The 15,103-nt window shown below is 35.0% G+C and carries 13 protein-coding genes and 1 pseudogene; 10 read left to right on the top strand and 4 right to left on the bottom strand.

Going from position 1 to position 15,103, the window contains the following annotated elements:
- The first annotated feature begins 41 nt into the window (after positions 1-41).
- The 4 genes and pseudogenes from ACYQ73_RS12160 to ACYQ73_RS12145 all read left to right on the top strand — a co-directional run bounded on the left by ACYQ73_RS12160 (position 42) and on the right by ACYQ73_RS12145 (position 2,661).
- Positions 42-458, top strand: coding sequence for a hypothetical protein (locus tag ACYQ73_RS12160; RefSeq protein WP_460012739.1), 417 nt, complete (start codon positions 42-44; stop codon positions 456-458).
- Between the two features lie 201 nt (positions 459-659).
- A pseudogene (locus ACYQ73_RS12155) lies at positions 660-1,084 on the top strand (DUF4279 domain-containing protein).
- 328 nt (positions 1,085-1,412) lie between these two features.
- Positions 1,413-1,979 (top strand): group-specific protein, encoded by a 567-nt coding sequence (locus ACYQ73_RS12150; RefSeq protein WP_460012738.1) that lies wholly within the window; start codon positions 1,413-1,415, stop codon positions 1,977-1,979.
- 115 nt (positions 1,980-2,094) lie between these two features.
- Positions 2,095-2,661, top strand: coding sequence for a GNAT family N-acetyltransferase (locus tag ACYQ73_RS12145; RefSeq protein WP_460012737.1), 567 nt, complete (start codon positions 2,095-2,097; stop codon positions 2,659-2,661).
- Between the two features lie 268 nt (positions 2,662-2,929).
- Here ACYQ73_RS12145 and ACYQ73_RS12140 read toward each other — a convergent pair whose 3' ends face one another.
- Positions 2,930-3,358, bottom strand: a complete 429-nt coding sequence (locus ACYQ73_RS12140) for a HEAT repeat domain-containing protein (RefSeq protein ID WP_460012736.1) — start codon at positions 3,356-3,358, stop codon at positions 2,930-2,932.
- Positions 3,359-3,755: 397 nt separating this feature from the next.
- Here ACYQ73_RS12140 and ACYQ73_RS12135 point away from each other — a divergent pair, with 397 nt between their 5' ends.
- The 4 genes from ACYQ73_RS12135 to ACYQ73_RS12120 all read left to right on the top strand — a co-directional run bounded on the left by ACYQ73_RS12135 (position 3,756) and on the right by ACYQ73_RS12120 (position 5,758).
- On the top strand, positions 3,756-4,247 hold the full coding sequence (locus tag ACYQ73_RS12135) for a DUF4871 domain-containing protein (RefSeq protein ID WP_460012735.1): 492 nt from the start codon (positions 3,756-3,758) through the stop codon (positions 4,245-4,247).
- 44 nt (positions 4,248-4,291) lie between these two features.
- Positions 4,292-4,474, top strand: a complete 183-nt coding sequence (locus ACYQ73_RS12130) for a hypothetical protein (RefSeq protein ID WP_460012734.1) — start codon at positions 4,292-4,294, stop codon at positions 4,472-4,474.
- A 12-nt stretch (positions 4,475-4,486) separates the two neighbouring features.
- A complete protein-coding gene (locus ACYQ73_RS12125) occupies positions 4,487-5,305 on the top strand; it encodes a CPBP family intramembrane glutamic endopeptidase (protein ID WP_460012733.1) in 819 nt (272 codons plus the stop codon).
- Positions 5,306-5,578: 273 nt separating this feature from the next.
- On the top strand, positions 5,579-5,758 hold the full coding sequence (locus tag ACYQ73_RS12120; protein WP_400907331.1) for a hypothetical protein: 180 nt from the start codon (positions 5,579-5,581) through the stop codon (positions 5,756-5,758).
- Between the two features lie 700 nt (positions 5,759-6,458).
- Here ACYQ73_RS12120 and ACYQ73_RS12115 read toward each other — a convergent pair.
- Positions 6,459-7,520, bottom strand: a complete 1,062-nt coding sequence (locus tag ACYQ73_RS12115) for a hypothetical protein (protein ID WP_460012732.1) — start codon at positions 7,518-7,520, stop codon at positions 6,459-6,461.
- A gap of 306 nt (positions 7,521-7,826) precedes the next feature.
- Here ACYQ73_RS12115 and ACYQ73_RS12110 point away from each other — a divergent pair, with 306 nt between their 5' ends.
- On the top strand, positions 7,827-8,261 hold the full coding sequence (locus ACYQ73_RS12110) for a hypothetical protein (protein ID WP_460012731.1): 435 nt from the start codon (positions 7,827-7,829) through the stop codon (positions 8,259-8,261).
- A gap of 828 nt (positions 8,262-9,089) precedes the next feature.
- Here the strand turns inward: ACYQ73_RS12110 and ACYQ73_RS12105 are convergent.
- Together ACYQ73_RS12105 and ACYQ73_RS12100 are read right to left on the bottom strand one after the other, a co-directional pair.
- Complete coding sequence (locus ACYQ73_RS12105) at positions 9,090-10,349, bottom strand: efflux RND transporter periplasmic adaptor subunit (RefSeq protein ID WP_460012730.1); 1,260 nt, start codon at positions 10,347-10,349, stop codon at positions 9,090-9,092.
- Entirely contained in the window at positions 10,346-11,023 is a 678-nt protein-coding gene (locus ACYQ73_RS12100; RefSeq protein ID WP_460012729.1) for a hypothetical protein, read from the bottom strand. The genes ACYQ73_RS12105 and ACYQ73_RS12100 overlap by 4 nt, the downstream gene beginning before the upstream one ends.
- Before the next feature lie 595 nt (positions 11,024-11,618).
- Here ACYQ73_RS12100 and ACYQ73_RS12095 point away from each other — a divergent pair.
- Entirely contained in the window at positions 11,619-15,101 is a 3,483-nt protein-coding gene (locus ACYQ73_RS12095; RefSeq protein WP_460012728.1) for a hypothetical protein, read from the top strand.
- Positions 15,102-15,103 lie beyond the last annotated feature (2 nt).

Here is a 15,103-nt window from a genome sequence, read left to right as displayed (position 1 = left end):
TATGGTAATATTAGGATATATATTGTTTGGGAGGTGTAACAATGAAATCAAATATGCTTTTAAGTGTTATATCTATTTTTTTATTACTAACCTTAAGTGCCTGTTCACAAGATGAAAAAGAATATAATTTTTATGGAACAAGTAATAACTGGGTTGTTAAGTACGAAACTGAAATAAGTGAAGCCAAAGGATGGGCTGATTTTTCATTTGAATATGTTGGAGAAGAAGCTGCACCAGAAATGTTTGGATATAACTTAAAAAGTAAATGGTTTGAATTAACAAGCAAAGAAGAACGATTCAATCATCAAGATAACAATATTAATTCTGGTAATAGTGAATGCACTGGACCTCCCATAAATAATGAAAGTTGTGCAGTAATTATTAGAGATGATGAAATTATGGAAGCGAAAATAGAGTGGAACGGCAAATCTGAAGTTATTGTATTGACTAGAAAATAGAACAAAGTGTAATGATTAAATTACGATTGCTTATAACAAGCAAGCTTTTGGCTGCCTATTTAACAATCGGGCGCGTTACTTGAAGATCATAGAGTTGCATATGCAACTCTTTTTTTCTTATTGAACTACGGGGCAGTTTAGTTGAATAAGGAAAGATATTATAAGTGTTAAAATGAGGCTTAATGGGAGGCGAAATTACACTTGAATAAGACCCAAGTAAAGATTTATTTCAGCTTGTTTGGAGATGACTTTCCAATAGATGATGTAACAGAAAAGTTAGAAATTACACCTACCGACACCTATAAAAAAGGCAATTTAATTCAAAACCGTTCGATTTTTTTAGAAAAGAGACAAGTTGGGATTTAGGAACAGGCTACCAATTTTCGCTTGATGTAAATGACCAACTAAAGCAAATTATAGGTATGCTACAAAATAAGTCATCAATAATTAACGAAATAAAAGAGGCTTATTCCTTGGAGTGTAAATTCTTTATTGTAATTAAAATAGAAAAGGGAAATACCCCTGCTTTATATCTGGAGAAAGACATCATAAAATTTGCTTCAAGTATTGAAGCTGAAATTGATGTAGATTTGTACGCTAATCCTTATGATGATTTTGGCGAATAAGAGCATAAACTTTATTACACTCCCATGAAAGAACTTAATCATCTTTCATTTTCTGTGGTGAAGTGCTGATTTTTGTGCTTCATGGATGGCTAACGGTACAGGTTAGTTGAAGATTAAACTTTCAGAACAATATAAAACCGCTAGAGAAGAATTACACTCTCTAGCGGTTTTTTGTTTCTAAGTTAATTCAATTATAGCATATTATCCCAAATATTGCCAGTCTGTTTTTCATCTTGTTTACTTGGTAATATGAGCGATAGAAAGTGAATAAAAGGAAATTGAAGAAACCATCTTTTGAAAAATAAACTTTGATGGGGGAGGGAATTTGATGGATTACGTTTATCATATGATACCTAAAAAAATGACGGGGGAGGTTCTTATTTCTCTTAACAAGATAAAATTGATACATCCCGAACTTTATAAAACTTACTCAAAAAAGTATTCTGACCATCCAGAAAGGCCAAGCTTATTATTGAAAAGTATCCCCAAATTAAATTGTTTATGGAATGATGTGATTTTTTTACTACCTCTTCACCCTTACTATGTTTACGAAGCATTACGTTCACTTGGAGTAAGTATTAAAAAAGATTTGATGTTTTATGAAATACCAACGGAAAGATTGATGAAATATAAAAATGCTGTGTATTTCTATAATAAAGAGAATTATATAGGTCCTGCTTCGGATATACCTGATGAAGAAATTCAAATCATTGATATCATTTTATATCCAGAATGTTCAGCTTTACCATCAGACACATTAGCCTACTTCACAGAAGAACATAAAAAGGGTGTGAACTTTGGGATGTTTGCACATATTCCTCATATTTTGAGTTTAGGAAACATTAATATTAAAGGTGTAAATATGATTAATTGGTGTGCTCCAGTTCAAACATAATTGATTTAATTGAGTGGTTAGATAAATTTTATTAAATCTGCCTTTTTGTTTTAACAGCAACAATCTTTGAGAAAACAGCCTTTATTAATCAAAAAATCTAAAAGGGGAAAATGAAATGTATAATCCTTTACTATTAGATATTCCAACACAATTAACTACAGAAAGATTAATTCTTCGTGCTCCAAATCATTCTGGAGACGGAAATATTGTTAACCAAGCAATTAGAGATTCCTTCACTGAATTAAAAGCGTGGATGCCCTTTGCTCAAGAAATTCCTAGTATTGAAGAAACAGAGATTAACCTAAGAAATGCTCATATCAACTTTTTAAAAAGAGAAAGCTTTCGTTTTCTTATCTTTCATAAAAATACTGATGAATTTATTGGAGCAGCGAGCTTTCAGGGGATTGATTGGAATATTCCAAAATGTGAAATTGGATACTGGATTAATTCAACTTTTAGTGGCAATGGATATATGACAGAAGCTATAAAAGAGTTAATTAATTTCGGATTAAATCAAATCATATTTAGAAGAATTGAAATTAGGTGTGAATCAACAAATTATAAGAGTCGTTCCATCCCAGAAAAACTCGGATTTAAGTTAGAAGGAACACTAAGGAATGAGGATTTGTCAGCAGATGGATGTCGATTAACAGACACTTGCATTTATTCAATAATAAAGTAACTTTGTATAAGTTCACTTAAACTATCGGATGCTTTACTTGAAGGTCATTGAGCTGCTTAAACAGCTCTTTTTTCTTATTGTGCTAACGGAGCAGGTTAGTTTAATAAGGTGTTTGTTTTATCATTAAACAATAAAGATAGATGATCAAAGAAAAGAAGTAATACAATTTAATATTAGTTTCGATGAACCGCAGCGAAAGATAAGAAAAAAGCCATTCCCTCCACAAGCGGAGAGAATGACTTTTCTTCATAAATCGCAAAACTATTGATTATAGTTTTGCCCAACGTTCCTCTAACCAGCTCATAAATTCTACACCTTTGTCGCCTTCATACGCATCAAAGACATCTAAACGCATACGTTTTAGTTTATCCGCAAAGTCTGCCACTGTATGGTCGTTCGGCAAGCTCTTTTTCACCCGCAGGAAAATTTTGTCTGTGCCTTTGATAATATCAAAACGTGCAGGTGATGGCTTCTCTACGTCCTCACCAAACGCCGCGAGTGCTTCATAGGCTGCTAATTGCACCTTGTTGACAGTATCATGCTGCATACGATTTTTTAATAAATCTATGATTTTGTCATGTTGATAAGCCGATAACATTTCGACTGCGTCTAAACGCTCTCGCCAGCTAGATGTATAATTGGCCTGTTTTTTTAATGTTTCATACTGCTCAGGTAATGCTGTTTCAAACTGTTTCAAGTAATTGCACCTCTTTTTTTAACTAGAGGAAAAATGAATTCTTCTTCTGCTTCTCTTATTATACGTTGTCTGGGTGAAAATAGCGATGAATCGCTAGTAAGGATATATATAGAAAATGGGAACTAACTACATTAAGGTGAACCGTATCATAAGTATGTACTATTCTTGATTAGATTTGCTTTTCTTATTAAACTCCCATGAAAGAACGTGGTCATCTTTCATTTTCTGTGGTGTAGCGCGGGTTTTGCGCTACATGGATGGCTAACGGGCAGGTTAGTTTAATAAGAAGGGATATTTATAAGAATGTTGAAGTAGTACTATAAATATCGTTCATCTAAGAAGAATTTATCTATATTATTTCATAACAGGTAATGCCTAATTGATAAGGGGGAGAAATATGAGGAACAAAATGATTATGTTGATTTCTATGCTATTTTTAATGACACTTGTCGGTTGTAACAATATTGATAAGAAAGAAACACGTGAGGTAAGTTCTACTTTTTCATTGCCCATTACTTTGGGTGATGGGACAGAAGGAGAGTATTTGTTGATTGGCGAAGAAGGGAAAGTTGGTTTTTTGGTTGGTATTGGTAAAAAAGGTGAGGTAGTAGAAGAAAAGATTATTGCTAATAAAGTAAATAAGTATATGTGGTATTTTTGGGGAGATAAAGATAGTATCAGTGGTAATTTTAAAGTAGTTGGAACTGACAAAGAAGGGAAAGAACATCCCGTGTTGGTATCTGTCGATGATACAGTATGGCAATATTCCAATACTTTTTCCTATATCCCATCGAATATGATGTTCCCTACAAGTGGATTATGGAAATTAGAAATATATTTTAATGAGAAATTATTTGGGGAAATTGTTATAAACGTCGAAGAAAGTTAAATTATCTTCAACTCCCATGAAAGAACGTGATCATCTTTCATTTTATGTGGTGTAGCGCGGGTTTTACGCTACATGGATGGCTAACGGGTGCTTTTCTTGAAGATCAAAGAGTTGTATATGCAGCTCTCTTTTTCTTTATTGAACTAACGAAGCAGGTAGGAGCACAACTTAGAATTGTCAGAAAGCAAACATTAGGTGATAAAAATCAATTTTACTTTAAAATGTGAGGTGAAGAAATCGTGACACACAAAAAAATCACAGTACAATTTACGATGCTGACATTTTACATAGCCTATCTTGTGTCAGGTGCTTTGATTGCCCTGGGGCAATTTGGATATTCGGTTCACAATTGGGTTCACTCGTTACAGCAATTCGGGATGAATATCCCTTTTGCAATCTATATTTTGTCGCCCGCTATTGCTTCATATATCGTTCTGAAGAAAAATAGCAAAATAGTAGGTTTCAAGGAATGGTTGAGAACTGTTTTTTATGCCAAAAATAGCATATCTCTCTATTTGTTCGTTGTTGCAGGACTTGCACTGTATTTTGTGATACATATTGCAGTTTCTGGCCACACGGAAATGGTGCTTCCATTTTATGTGTTCTTCCTTTCCCTGCCTGGTAATCTTATTATCGGTGGCTTAGAGGAAGCTGGCTGGATGTACATATTGCAGCCTGAGCTTGACAAAAAATACGGTTTTGTTTTGTCTTCTGTTTTAGTTGGAATTATTTGGATTTTATGGCATATCCCTCTCTTCTTCATTCCGGGGACGAATCACGGAGAGGGACTCATTGACTTTTGGATGTTTGCAGTTCAACTCATTGCGTTTCGGTTTTTCAACGGGGCAATCTACAAAATATCAGGAAAAGGCCATGTGTTTATGTGCGTATTATTCCACACCATGTTCAATGCGGCATCCCCCATCTTCGGCACCATGACTATGACTTGGGTAGGAACCATTGCCGCAAATGCTGTAATTGTTCTTGTTTCAATTGTAACCGTTGTGATATACGACAAAAAGAACAGCTCCACAGTATCTAACAGGGGCGCAAATTAACCTATATTTCCCCTCTCTGAAAGAAATGTGATTAACATCAATGTGTAAGATTGTGAAATGTTGTACTTAAAGTAACGGGTGCTTTAGTTAAATAACAATTAAACAACTTTATTATCGCTATACATCAGAAAAATGCGGATTTACAACGTTACGCACTTTATGTTACCAAACGACGCTTTGGGAACTTGTTTAGAAATTATTTGACTAATATAGAAACAAGAAAGGAATAATGTTACAATCTGTAGGATTATATTAATATATGAGGTGTTTCTTATGAAATTATTACTTTACTTTTTTTACACTATCGCAGTTCTTGCTATTATCACTTTTACTTATGATTTAGTTAAGTTAGGCACTTTCAATTGGTCTTCTCTTGCAATAACACTTAGTATGATTGGGTTTGCAACGGGATTAAAAAAGAACACTAAAAACATTCAATCTAAAGTCGGATAAAATAAACACTCAATGCTTTAAAAGGAGAAGCACAACAGCGAGTAAAACCTACATCGAGTTCGATTGATACGTTTATTTAAGCTATACAATCACATATAAAATAACGTTCCCAAACAAAAGTTTTGGGACGAAATAAAACACTTAAAACGTTGTCATAGCAATGTATTAAGTGTTTTTCTGTATTTCATTCATATACACCTTTTTATGCACTATCGTTTGAACTTAGATACAACAAAGCTTTCAATGCTGTTCAAAAGAAATTGTACTGAATCATATTTTGAATAAAATCTTGCATATACAGCGGATTCCTTAACGTGAGTTGCAAATGAAGCTCTTTTTTTCTTATTGATTTAACGGTGCAGTTTAGTTGAATAAGGAAAAAATTACATATATGAAATAAAGCAATATATTGTAAAGATTTGATAGGTTAAATATTCTAAGGAAAAATCTTTAGAACGAAGGGAAGTATCTTAATGTGGGGATGGGGAGAGATTCTTTCAGGTTTTATCCTTATAGATAAAGCTCAAATAATTAGTGATACCTAATTAAGCAGTTATACCGTTTTCCCTGGTTTAACGTTCCAAGATGTTTCTGAATGAATATTATATGATGATATGTAGAGAACCCTGTAGCTCATCGGAGAATTTGCGATAAGCTACAGGGTTCCTTTATTTTACGAGAAATTCTTTAATATATTTAATTACTCTGTAATCAGTATCGCCGCTGGGGTGTTAAGCGAGCCAGCTGTAGAAGTATAGACTGAATGTGTAACACTAGTTCCTTTAGGTACAGTAAATGTAGCAATCCGAACACCTTGGGTATTGGAAGACAGTGTAGGAACACCGTGAGTTGTACCGTTGTTCCAACGTACAGCACCGCCGTATGGACCTCCACGACCTGTCAAATATACCTTTAATGCCTTATCGGCTTGAGTTGGATTATTGAAAGTGATATTCGCCTTGTAAATAACACCATAATGCCCCTTATTAGTTGCTACAGCATCGCCAGGCGTATAGCTAGTGTCTTTAGTCATTAAGTTGTCATTAATACCATTATTTATGGAGAAACTTTTATTGCCGTCTCCGACAGTATATAGAGCAGCAGAGCCACCTGAAGTACCAAAGCCGTCAATATTGGAAAAGTTCCAAGAACCACGCGGATGCGTTCCAATTGGTGACACAACTGCATTTTGATTACTACGAAGATCGGCAGTAGTACTTTTAGCAGCTACTGTTCTGACTTTATAAGACATTGCAGAACTAGACGATAAAGTAAACTCAATAATTCCACCTACCAAATAACCATTTGGTACTTTCCATTCTTTCACTAATCCAACTTTCCCCGCTGCAATGGAACTATCAACTGGAGAACTAGGAGTTAGTGTATTTCCGAGTAAAGCTTTTGCGGCACATTTCCCATGAGCTACAAAGCCGGTAATAGTATCGATACAGTCTTTAACACCAGAGACTTTATAAGTACTGCCACTTGAACCATTACCAATGGTAACACCGAACTTGATAGTCGCACCTGTGTTATTTAGATGCCAAACAAACATTCGATAAGTTACACTCTGTAACCCAGGTGCAGTATCTGCCCAAAGCGTTGCATAACCATTAGTAAATGGAACAGAGCTATTAATAGTTTCTGGATTATCAGACAAGAAAAAACGTTGATTATTACTTGCTTTACCGTATAAGTTTAAAGATGGTACAACATTTGGGATTGTCACAGCAGTTAAATCAGATTGAGTACATGAAGCCATTAATATTTCCCCCTAAAAGTTATTTGAGATGTGAGACTAGTGGATGTCGTTGATTAAGGTTATCCACGAACCTTGTTATCAACGATTTCTCGCTCTCATATAAGTAAAGTGTTTAAGAGGGGGAAAAAAACAACCTTCATTTTATTTTTTTTATGCAATCGATTAGGCTACTTGGGTTGCTTTACTTGAAGATCATTGAGTTGCATATGCAGCTCTTTTTTTATTGAACTAAAGGAGCAGGTTACTTGAAGAAGGATGGATAACACTTTTCTAATTCGGAAAGATTAGAAAAGAGGTGAATTTATCTTGAAAAAACTTTATGCACTGATTTTAATCATATCTTTATTTATTTTTGTGTCATTTGAATCTTATGCACAGCCTAAGAACTGTCCTGTATTAAGTGATTTAGAGAAAACATCACTTAAGGATAAAAAAGATGTAATAGAAGCGTTAAATACTTTAATACCAGAAACTTATGGAATTGGGATAGATGACTTTCCTGACATGTATACTAAGTGGAGTGTAGTAACTGCTAAACCTTTTCCCAATACAGTTGGTAATAAGGAAGAAAAAGCCTATTTTGGAATGGCAAAAACCTTTTGTGGCAAAGAAATTGCTGAAAAGTCATGGCTTGTACGTTTAGATTTCCCAAAAGCACCTGGAGCTGACTTAGCCCAGGGTCAAATATTTTTAGCTAAAAGTAAGGAAAAAGGATGGTTTGTTTGGTTTCAATACCATTAAATTGCTATTCCTTATTGAACTCCCATGGAAGAACGTGATCGTCTTTCATTTTCTGTGGTGTAGCGCGGTTTTTGCGTTACAAGGAGGCTAACGGGTGCTATTCTTGAATAACATAGGTGGAAAATGATCAAACTTTTTTATAAAAATCTCATTCGTATCTAAAAAGAGTAACACCATTTTGATCAATCTTTTTTCAAAATGGAGTTTTTGAAGTTGTTGTTAGATAAAGATTGAGGGATATTTTTTATAAAGGGGACTTCGACTTCTTGCTAGATTTCTTATTACTAGTTTAATGACTAAGATATGTCGTGGTAAATATTTTTTTGTAGTAGTAAGTCGTACAATCGTTTGCTTGATTTTCTCGATAACTTGATAGGAGTTGAAGTTGGACTCCAATTTTTACATATTGCTTTTTGAAGCTGTCAGAGTTCTTCACTTTTGATGGCGACTGCTGCATTATCAATAATATTTCCAAAGTACGTTTCATCCCCAATCGACAACATTTCTTCATCAGGAAAAGTAAGGGTCACTACTTGGCACGCCCGTTTCACTAATTCTGTTGCATTCTATGGTTCTATACCCACTTTTCTGTTCAACCTCACTAACTGGTATCACTTTATTAAGTTTTAATAAATCAGATTCAATAACTCTCCAACCTTCTTTATCGCTATTTTTAGTTTAATAAACAAAAAAGTACACCACTTATATAAGTGATGTACTAATTATTTAATATAATGTGTGACATTAAAGATAACATTCTGATAGTACTGATTAATAACACATTCACTTGTCTTTAATTTTACAGAGTATCGGGGAGGCTTTTATATACTAAAAGACAATATATTTCACGTAGTCTTTCCAACCGATCTCTTTAAAATTTTGCCACTCGATTTTTTTAAGAGGTATTGAACGGAAGGAGCGAGCTAAAATATTGCGTTGTTCATTGGCAATAATAGGTGTTCCGGCATCCATATAGCCTGTAAAGATAGTAGAATCTGCCGTTTTAAAGGCAACCTCGATATCCTCAAGGCGTATTTTACCATTTCCATCAATCGTATAAACGCTATGTTTATTATTCTTTCTAGCCTTCACCCATGCGGACTTCACCTTAAGTGCGTTGGATGCCTGATTTACGGTAATAGAAGCCTTACCAACAGTAGAGAATGGAATGTTTTCCAGTACGTCATCCTGATGCAATATTACCTCATAGCTTGTAGGCTTTGGTAGCTTTGCTGACTTAGCTAGTTCATTTGCCCAAAGGGATTCTTTATTTGTTGGTATCATTTGTTTTTGAACTACAATACCTGATAGATCATTGTCGTTATGCGGCAGTTTAAAATTAACGGTTTGCCCATCTTCAACCTTTTGCCATTCATCCTCGGATAAGTAGGCAAGCATAGACTTTTCAGATGAATAGATTTCAAATGTTACTGCACCAGCTTCTTCAGTGATTTTTGAGATGACACCATCTACTGGGCAAATAACACCTTGGCGCGCTTTAATTTGGCCAATTTGTGCATCCATTAAAGCTATTTGACGATTGGTCTCCGCAATGTGACGGTTCAGTATTGCCACTGCAGTTGAGGGAGAAGCTTGCTGACCTAATTCAAATTTAACAGAGACATTTAACTTCTCACTAATTTGGTCGGTATTAATAGAGCTTTTTGGGTCATTGCCTCCACCGTATTCAGATTCTATGTCCGCTAAAGCAGATTCTAAATCACTTAATTCGGTTTCGTAAGCAGTGCGTTCAGCCTCAAGCTTTGCTAATTCACCGTCAACTTCCTCTGTTTTGTAGGTAGCTAGTAAATCGTTGGCATGTACTTCCTGTCCACGTGTTACATCTATTGCAGCAAGATTTTTCGCATCTGCTGAAATCGTATAGGTTTGTGTTGGTGCAACAATCGCATCCTTTTCCACCGTCTCTACACGATCACTAGTTGTTGCTCTTTGGAATTCATTGATAAAGTAGGATCTGGCTACTTTACTATCATCCTTAAATACAAAATAAGCATTTACACCAATTAATAACGCTATCACAATAATACTTAAACTTGTCCAAGGTCTGGATTTAATAAAGCGCATCATCCTAACCCCCTTGTAATCCATTCTTGTAGTGGTAACGCACTAATCATTCCGATAAAAATAGCCATTATTACATATAGCCCAATAATTTTTGCTAATAATGCCTTACGATCTGACCATTCCTCCCATTTTGAAAGGAACGTGTATTGCACAATAATTGTTAATACTGTTGCTACGGTTAGTTGGTTGATAGCAAATAGTACATAATCTTTTTCAATTACTTGCTGAGCTATAGGTGCAAGTGAGAAGAACGAGAAGTTTGTAGTGTAACCAACTGCATAAAACACGGCAAATAAAATTGTTTTTTCAATAAGTAAAAATACCATTACATAAAGTTGTACCTTCTGAATCCACTTGTAAGGAATATCTGTTAACAGATGTAACAAGTATGTAACGCCATAATAATGGAAGCAATAATAGATGACTCCCCAGGCAATAACCCCAACCATTGATAGTAAACGTGCTGTATAGTATTCAGTTGGGTGATTCGATGCAAATAATGTTGTTAAGCTTTCAGTACCCATGCCCCAAAACTCACGAACGATGAATAGAAGCATAAAGAGTATAAAAACTGTGAACGATCGCTTTTTATATCCTCTTATTTCTCCTTGCTCAACAGCTTGGGTAAAATAAGTGGGATGCAATAAGCTGTGCCAAAATTTATATTGATAAAACATATATAGCTCCCTTTCTCGTAAATTAAATCGTAAAGTTGTAGTATACATCTAATTACTGGAAAATAATATAGTAGAAATGCTAAGTTTTTCATCGATTTCCCTCGAAAAAAGAGAAATTTTAATCGTTATTTTAGAGAATTATACAAAGCATTTATTCGCTAATCTGTGTAATGTTTCAACAAAATATTTCCTGGAAAATATAAGGTTGCAAGTACATATAGAGTAGCGCTTTCCGCAGACGAGCGCTGATTCCTCTACGCTTCATTTTTACACGAAAATTGTCGTCAGCTGCACGTATCTTTTAGGTGGTAAATTTGTTCATCTAAAGTCTATTAGCATTTTTACTCATAATTAGTCATCTTTTGCCAAAAATTCTTCCAGATCAATGCACATAATTCAATTATATAGTATCCTAACAATAACTTCCTATAAAAAGACTATGCAATCTAAAAAAATTATCTTTCTGTTAGTGAAGAGGATGAGCTACTTTAATAGATTAGCTTGAAATAGGATAAAATGCACCGATACAAAAGGTAGCAAATTAGAAATAAATGATACATATCTATTTACCTATAAAAAAGAAAGGGTGGGCAATTTGAAAAAAACAATACAAGCTGGTGTAATAACAAGTCTATTACTAACTCCGACAGCGATTGCCAATGCTCAAGAAGGACAACCTCAAACAATCTCTCAGGCAAATCAAGTAGCTAATGTGAATGTAGCAGCAACAGACACTAAATCACAAACAATTGCACAATTTGGCAAATTATCTGTTACTTCAACCAATGATGAAATGGTGATAGCAAAGGGGGATGTAGCAGTTTTAAGTACTACAGACTTCAAACCCGATGAAATCAATTTTATTAAAGCGAAATACGATTATGTTGTAGCCCAACGAGATTTATTGGCTAAATTAAAGACTATTGGAGCCAAAATAAGTAAGTTGTCTTATACAAGTAAAACATTTGTTGATGAAGCTACAGAAGTTAATAAAGAGTACAATACTTTTTTAGGTTCAGACACTGAAGCCGGCTCTTATTTAAAAGTCCAAAAGACTTTCGAGAGTGCTGTAAATGCAGCCCTTGCGTCAGCAGATGCTAAGGACCTTGTTTCAGCAGTTCGAGGTACATCAACGCAATACGGCTATGGAGTACAAGAGCGTAATGATTATTTCAAAAAGAACGGTGCAGATACTGAGAAGCTTTTAAAAATGTACAAGGATGCAGAAGATGTAGGTCAGGCAATTATAAAGTTGGATTCTTTTATTGGTATTCTAAACAACCAGTCATCCACTTCTTCTGACATTGCCGCAGCTGCTACTGAAGTAACAACTGAATTAAACAAACTTACAGCTGATCAAAAGAAAATTATTACAGCCTATAATCCAAATAATGCAGCGGTAACACCATACAAAAAATATACAGACGTGTTGGCCAATCTATCTTCAGCTGATCAAGTAATTGCGAATATTACAAAGCTGATGGAAAAAAAACCAGAAGACTTCGCATCTGCTACAAGCTTTATTAGTGCAGTAACAGCAATTGAAACTGCCTACAAAAAATTAGATGCAGGTTCACAGCGCTTAGTTACAAATTATGAAGCGTTTAAGCCATATCAGGATGCTGCTAATATTTCCAAGCAAATTACAGCACTAAAACCGTCAAATAATGCAGATTATCGAACAGCAGTGAAAACAGCTAGAGACGCATTCACAAAATTAAGCGATAACAGATTTGTAAAAAATATCGCTGACTTAGAATTAGCTGAGGCAAATATAGCAGCAGCGCAAGAAGTTGAGAAACTCATTGCTGAAATTGCCAATGCTACGGATAAAATTACACAAATAGAGCAAGCGCGTGCAGCTTACAATTCACCAGTATCACCTGACGGGAAGAAAATAGAAGCAGCTACTGTCAAAAAAATCGTCAACAATTTGTCAGTGCTAACAAGCTCAGAAACATCATATAAAGCAGTTTTAAATGTAATTGCGTTAGTGGAAAAGCTAGACCCAGCTGCGAAAGATTATACTAAAAAAGCGAAGGCAGCGAATACTGCTTATCAAAAGCTGGATTCTGCAAAACGCGAATACGTGAAAGGCTATAAGTCGTTGAAGGATCAAGTAGAGGCAATGGATATTGTGTCACGCATAATGGCCTTAAACCCATCGCAAAAAACATATACGGAAGTAGTTACACAGTTAAATGCAGATTATGGGAAACTATCACCTAACGTGCAAAAACTTGTAACGAATTATCCTGCTCTTCAAACCGCGAATGGCTATATTACAACAGCTAAAGATTTCGACAATCGTGTTATCGCTTTAGCTAATGAGCCAGATGCTACGTTTGTAGGGAAAGTAGCAGCGATGACTGCAGAATATAAAACGATGGATAAAAATGCAAAAAAATTAGTAACACAATCCAAGACATTAACAACTTATGAGAAAAATAATGCCAATGTTGTGAAGGTTATTAATGCAATATCAGCTTTAAATCCAGCAAATAAGGATTATACAAAAAAGGTTTTGGCAGCACGTAAAGCATACAATGCACTAGACCCTGCCTCACAAAAACGCGTAACAAACTACAATCAGCTGGCAGCAGTTGAAGATGTTGCTACATTAATAGGTTTGATTGAAACATTGAAACCGACAAGTAAAACATTTTTAAATGATTTAGATTCTGCACGCAAAAATTACGATGCATTATCACCAGAAAAGCAAAAGGCTGTAACAAACTATGAAAAGCTTGTCACAGCTGAGACTGAGCTGAAATCTGCACATACAGTTATTGCATTGATAGATGCGGCAGTGCCTACTGATCCGGATTATTTAACGAAGCTTATGAATGCTCGCGTTGCTTACGATAAACTAACATCAGGACAGAAAAAGCTTGTCTCTAATGTGAAGGTATTAACAGATCGTGAAAAAGAAGTAAAAGCAATTTTAAATACTATGGTGCAAATCGATGGTATAGAGCCGGGCTCAAATAAATTTGTCAGTCAAGTAAACTCAGCACGAAAAGCGTACGATAAGCTGACAAAGGATCAAAAGCTATATGTTAATAATATTGCTATTTTACAAAGCTACGAGCCAACTGCCAAAGTGATTGAATTAATTGGCAAGCTAAAGCCGTCAAGTAAAACCTTCAATGCGGATACAGTACAAGCTCGAGCATTATACAATGCTCTGAGTAAGGACATGCAGCAATATGTCACAAACTACAATTTATTACAAGCTGCTGAAGGAAGCATCTTAGGTGCAGGAAATGTACAGCGCATGATTGATGAGCTTCCGACCATCCCAGCAAATCAATATATTAAACGTATTGAAGAGATACGTGCAGCATATAATGCATTACCAAAAGATCAACAATATGCGGTTGAAAACTATAAAACATTGCAAGAGCAAGAAAAAAATATTAAGCCTGTCATTAGTGTTGTCAATGAGATTGATAAACTGATGACATCGAAAAATATGGACAGCCAATATCAAAAGGTTTTAAAAGCATATGATAATCTTACTGCCACTCAGCGTAAATATGTTTATAACGAGCAGCTGCTTCTATCATTAGATAACGTTATTAAAGTTTATCAGAGTATTGCAGCTTTAAAGCCAAGTGATAAATTGTATTTTGGTATGATAGAATCTGTGCGAAAAGATTACGATAGCTTAAGTACTACAGATAAGCAAAGAGTATCTAATTACAATATTTTGCTTGAAGCTGAGAAAAATATGAGTGAAGTAAAGAAAGTTGTTGGGATTATAGCTGGTCTTAATCCGGCTTCTAGCACATATATTCAAGATGTAGCGAATGCTTCTGCTGCATATAAAGCATTAGATTCTAAAGTAAAAGGACAAGTTCTTAACTACGATACTTTAAAGAAAGCAGAAAAAGATGTAGCAGCAGTGTTAAAAGTAGTGAATGCGATTGGCGAGCTGGACCCAGACGCTAAAACATTTGAAAAGAAAGTACTGGCTGCACAAAAACTTTACGACGCACTTACTCTTGAGCAGCAGGACTTAGTATATAATTATCGTATTTTACAGGATCACTTAAAAACATTAGGCCTATTATAAGG

Source organism: Lysinibacillus sp. CTST325 (genome assembly GCF_054665055.1).
This window is presented reverse-complemented; position numbering and strand designations above follow the sequence as displayed.

Excerpts from the sequence above, each read along its gene's own strand:
- ACYQ73_RS12160 (WP_460012739.1), top strand. The coding sequence starts at position 42 with ATGAAATCAAATATGCTTTTAAGTGTTATATCTATTTTTTTATTACTA.
- ACYQ73_RS12150 (WP_460012738.1), top strand. The coding sequence starts at position 1,413 with ATGGATTACGTTTATCATATGATACCTAAAAAAATGACGGGGGAGGTT.
- ACYQ73_RS12145 (WP_460012737.1), top strand. The coding sequence starts at position 2,095 with ATGTATAATCCTTTACTATTAGATATTCCAACACAATTAACTACAGAA.
- ACYQ73_RS12135 (WP_460012735.1), top strand. The coding sequence starts at position 3,756 with ATGAGGAACAAAATGATTATGTTGATTTCTATGCTATTTTTAATGACA.
- ACYQ73_RS12130 (WP_460012734.1), top strand. The coding sequence starts at position 4,292 with ATGTGGTGTAGCGCGGGTTTTACGCTACATGGATGGCTAACGGGTGCT.
- ACYQ73_RS12120 (WP_400907331.1), top strand. The coding sequence starts at position 5,579 with ATGAAATTATTACTTTACTTTTTTTACACTATCGCAGTTCTTGCTATT.
- ACYQ73_RS12115 (WP_460012732.1), bottom strand. The coding sequence starts at position 7,520 with ATGGCTTCATGTACTCAATCTGATTTAACTGCTGTGACAATCCCAAAT.
- ACYQ73_RS12105 (WP_460012730.1), bottom strand. The coding sequence starts at position 10,349 with ATGATGCGCTTTATTAAATCCAGACCTTGGACAAGTTTAAGTATTATT.
- ACYQ73_RS12100 (WP_460012729.1), bottom strand. The coding sequence starts at position 11,023 with ATGTTTTATCAATATAAATTTTGGCACAGCTTATTGCATCCCACTTAT.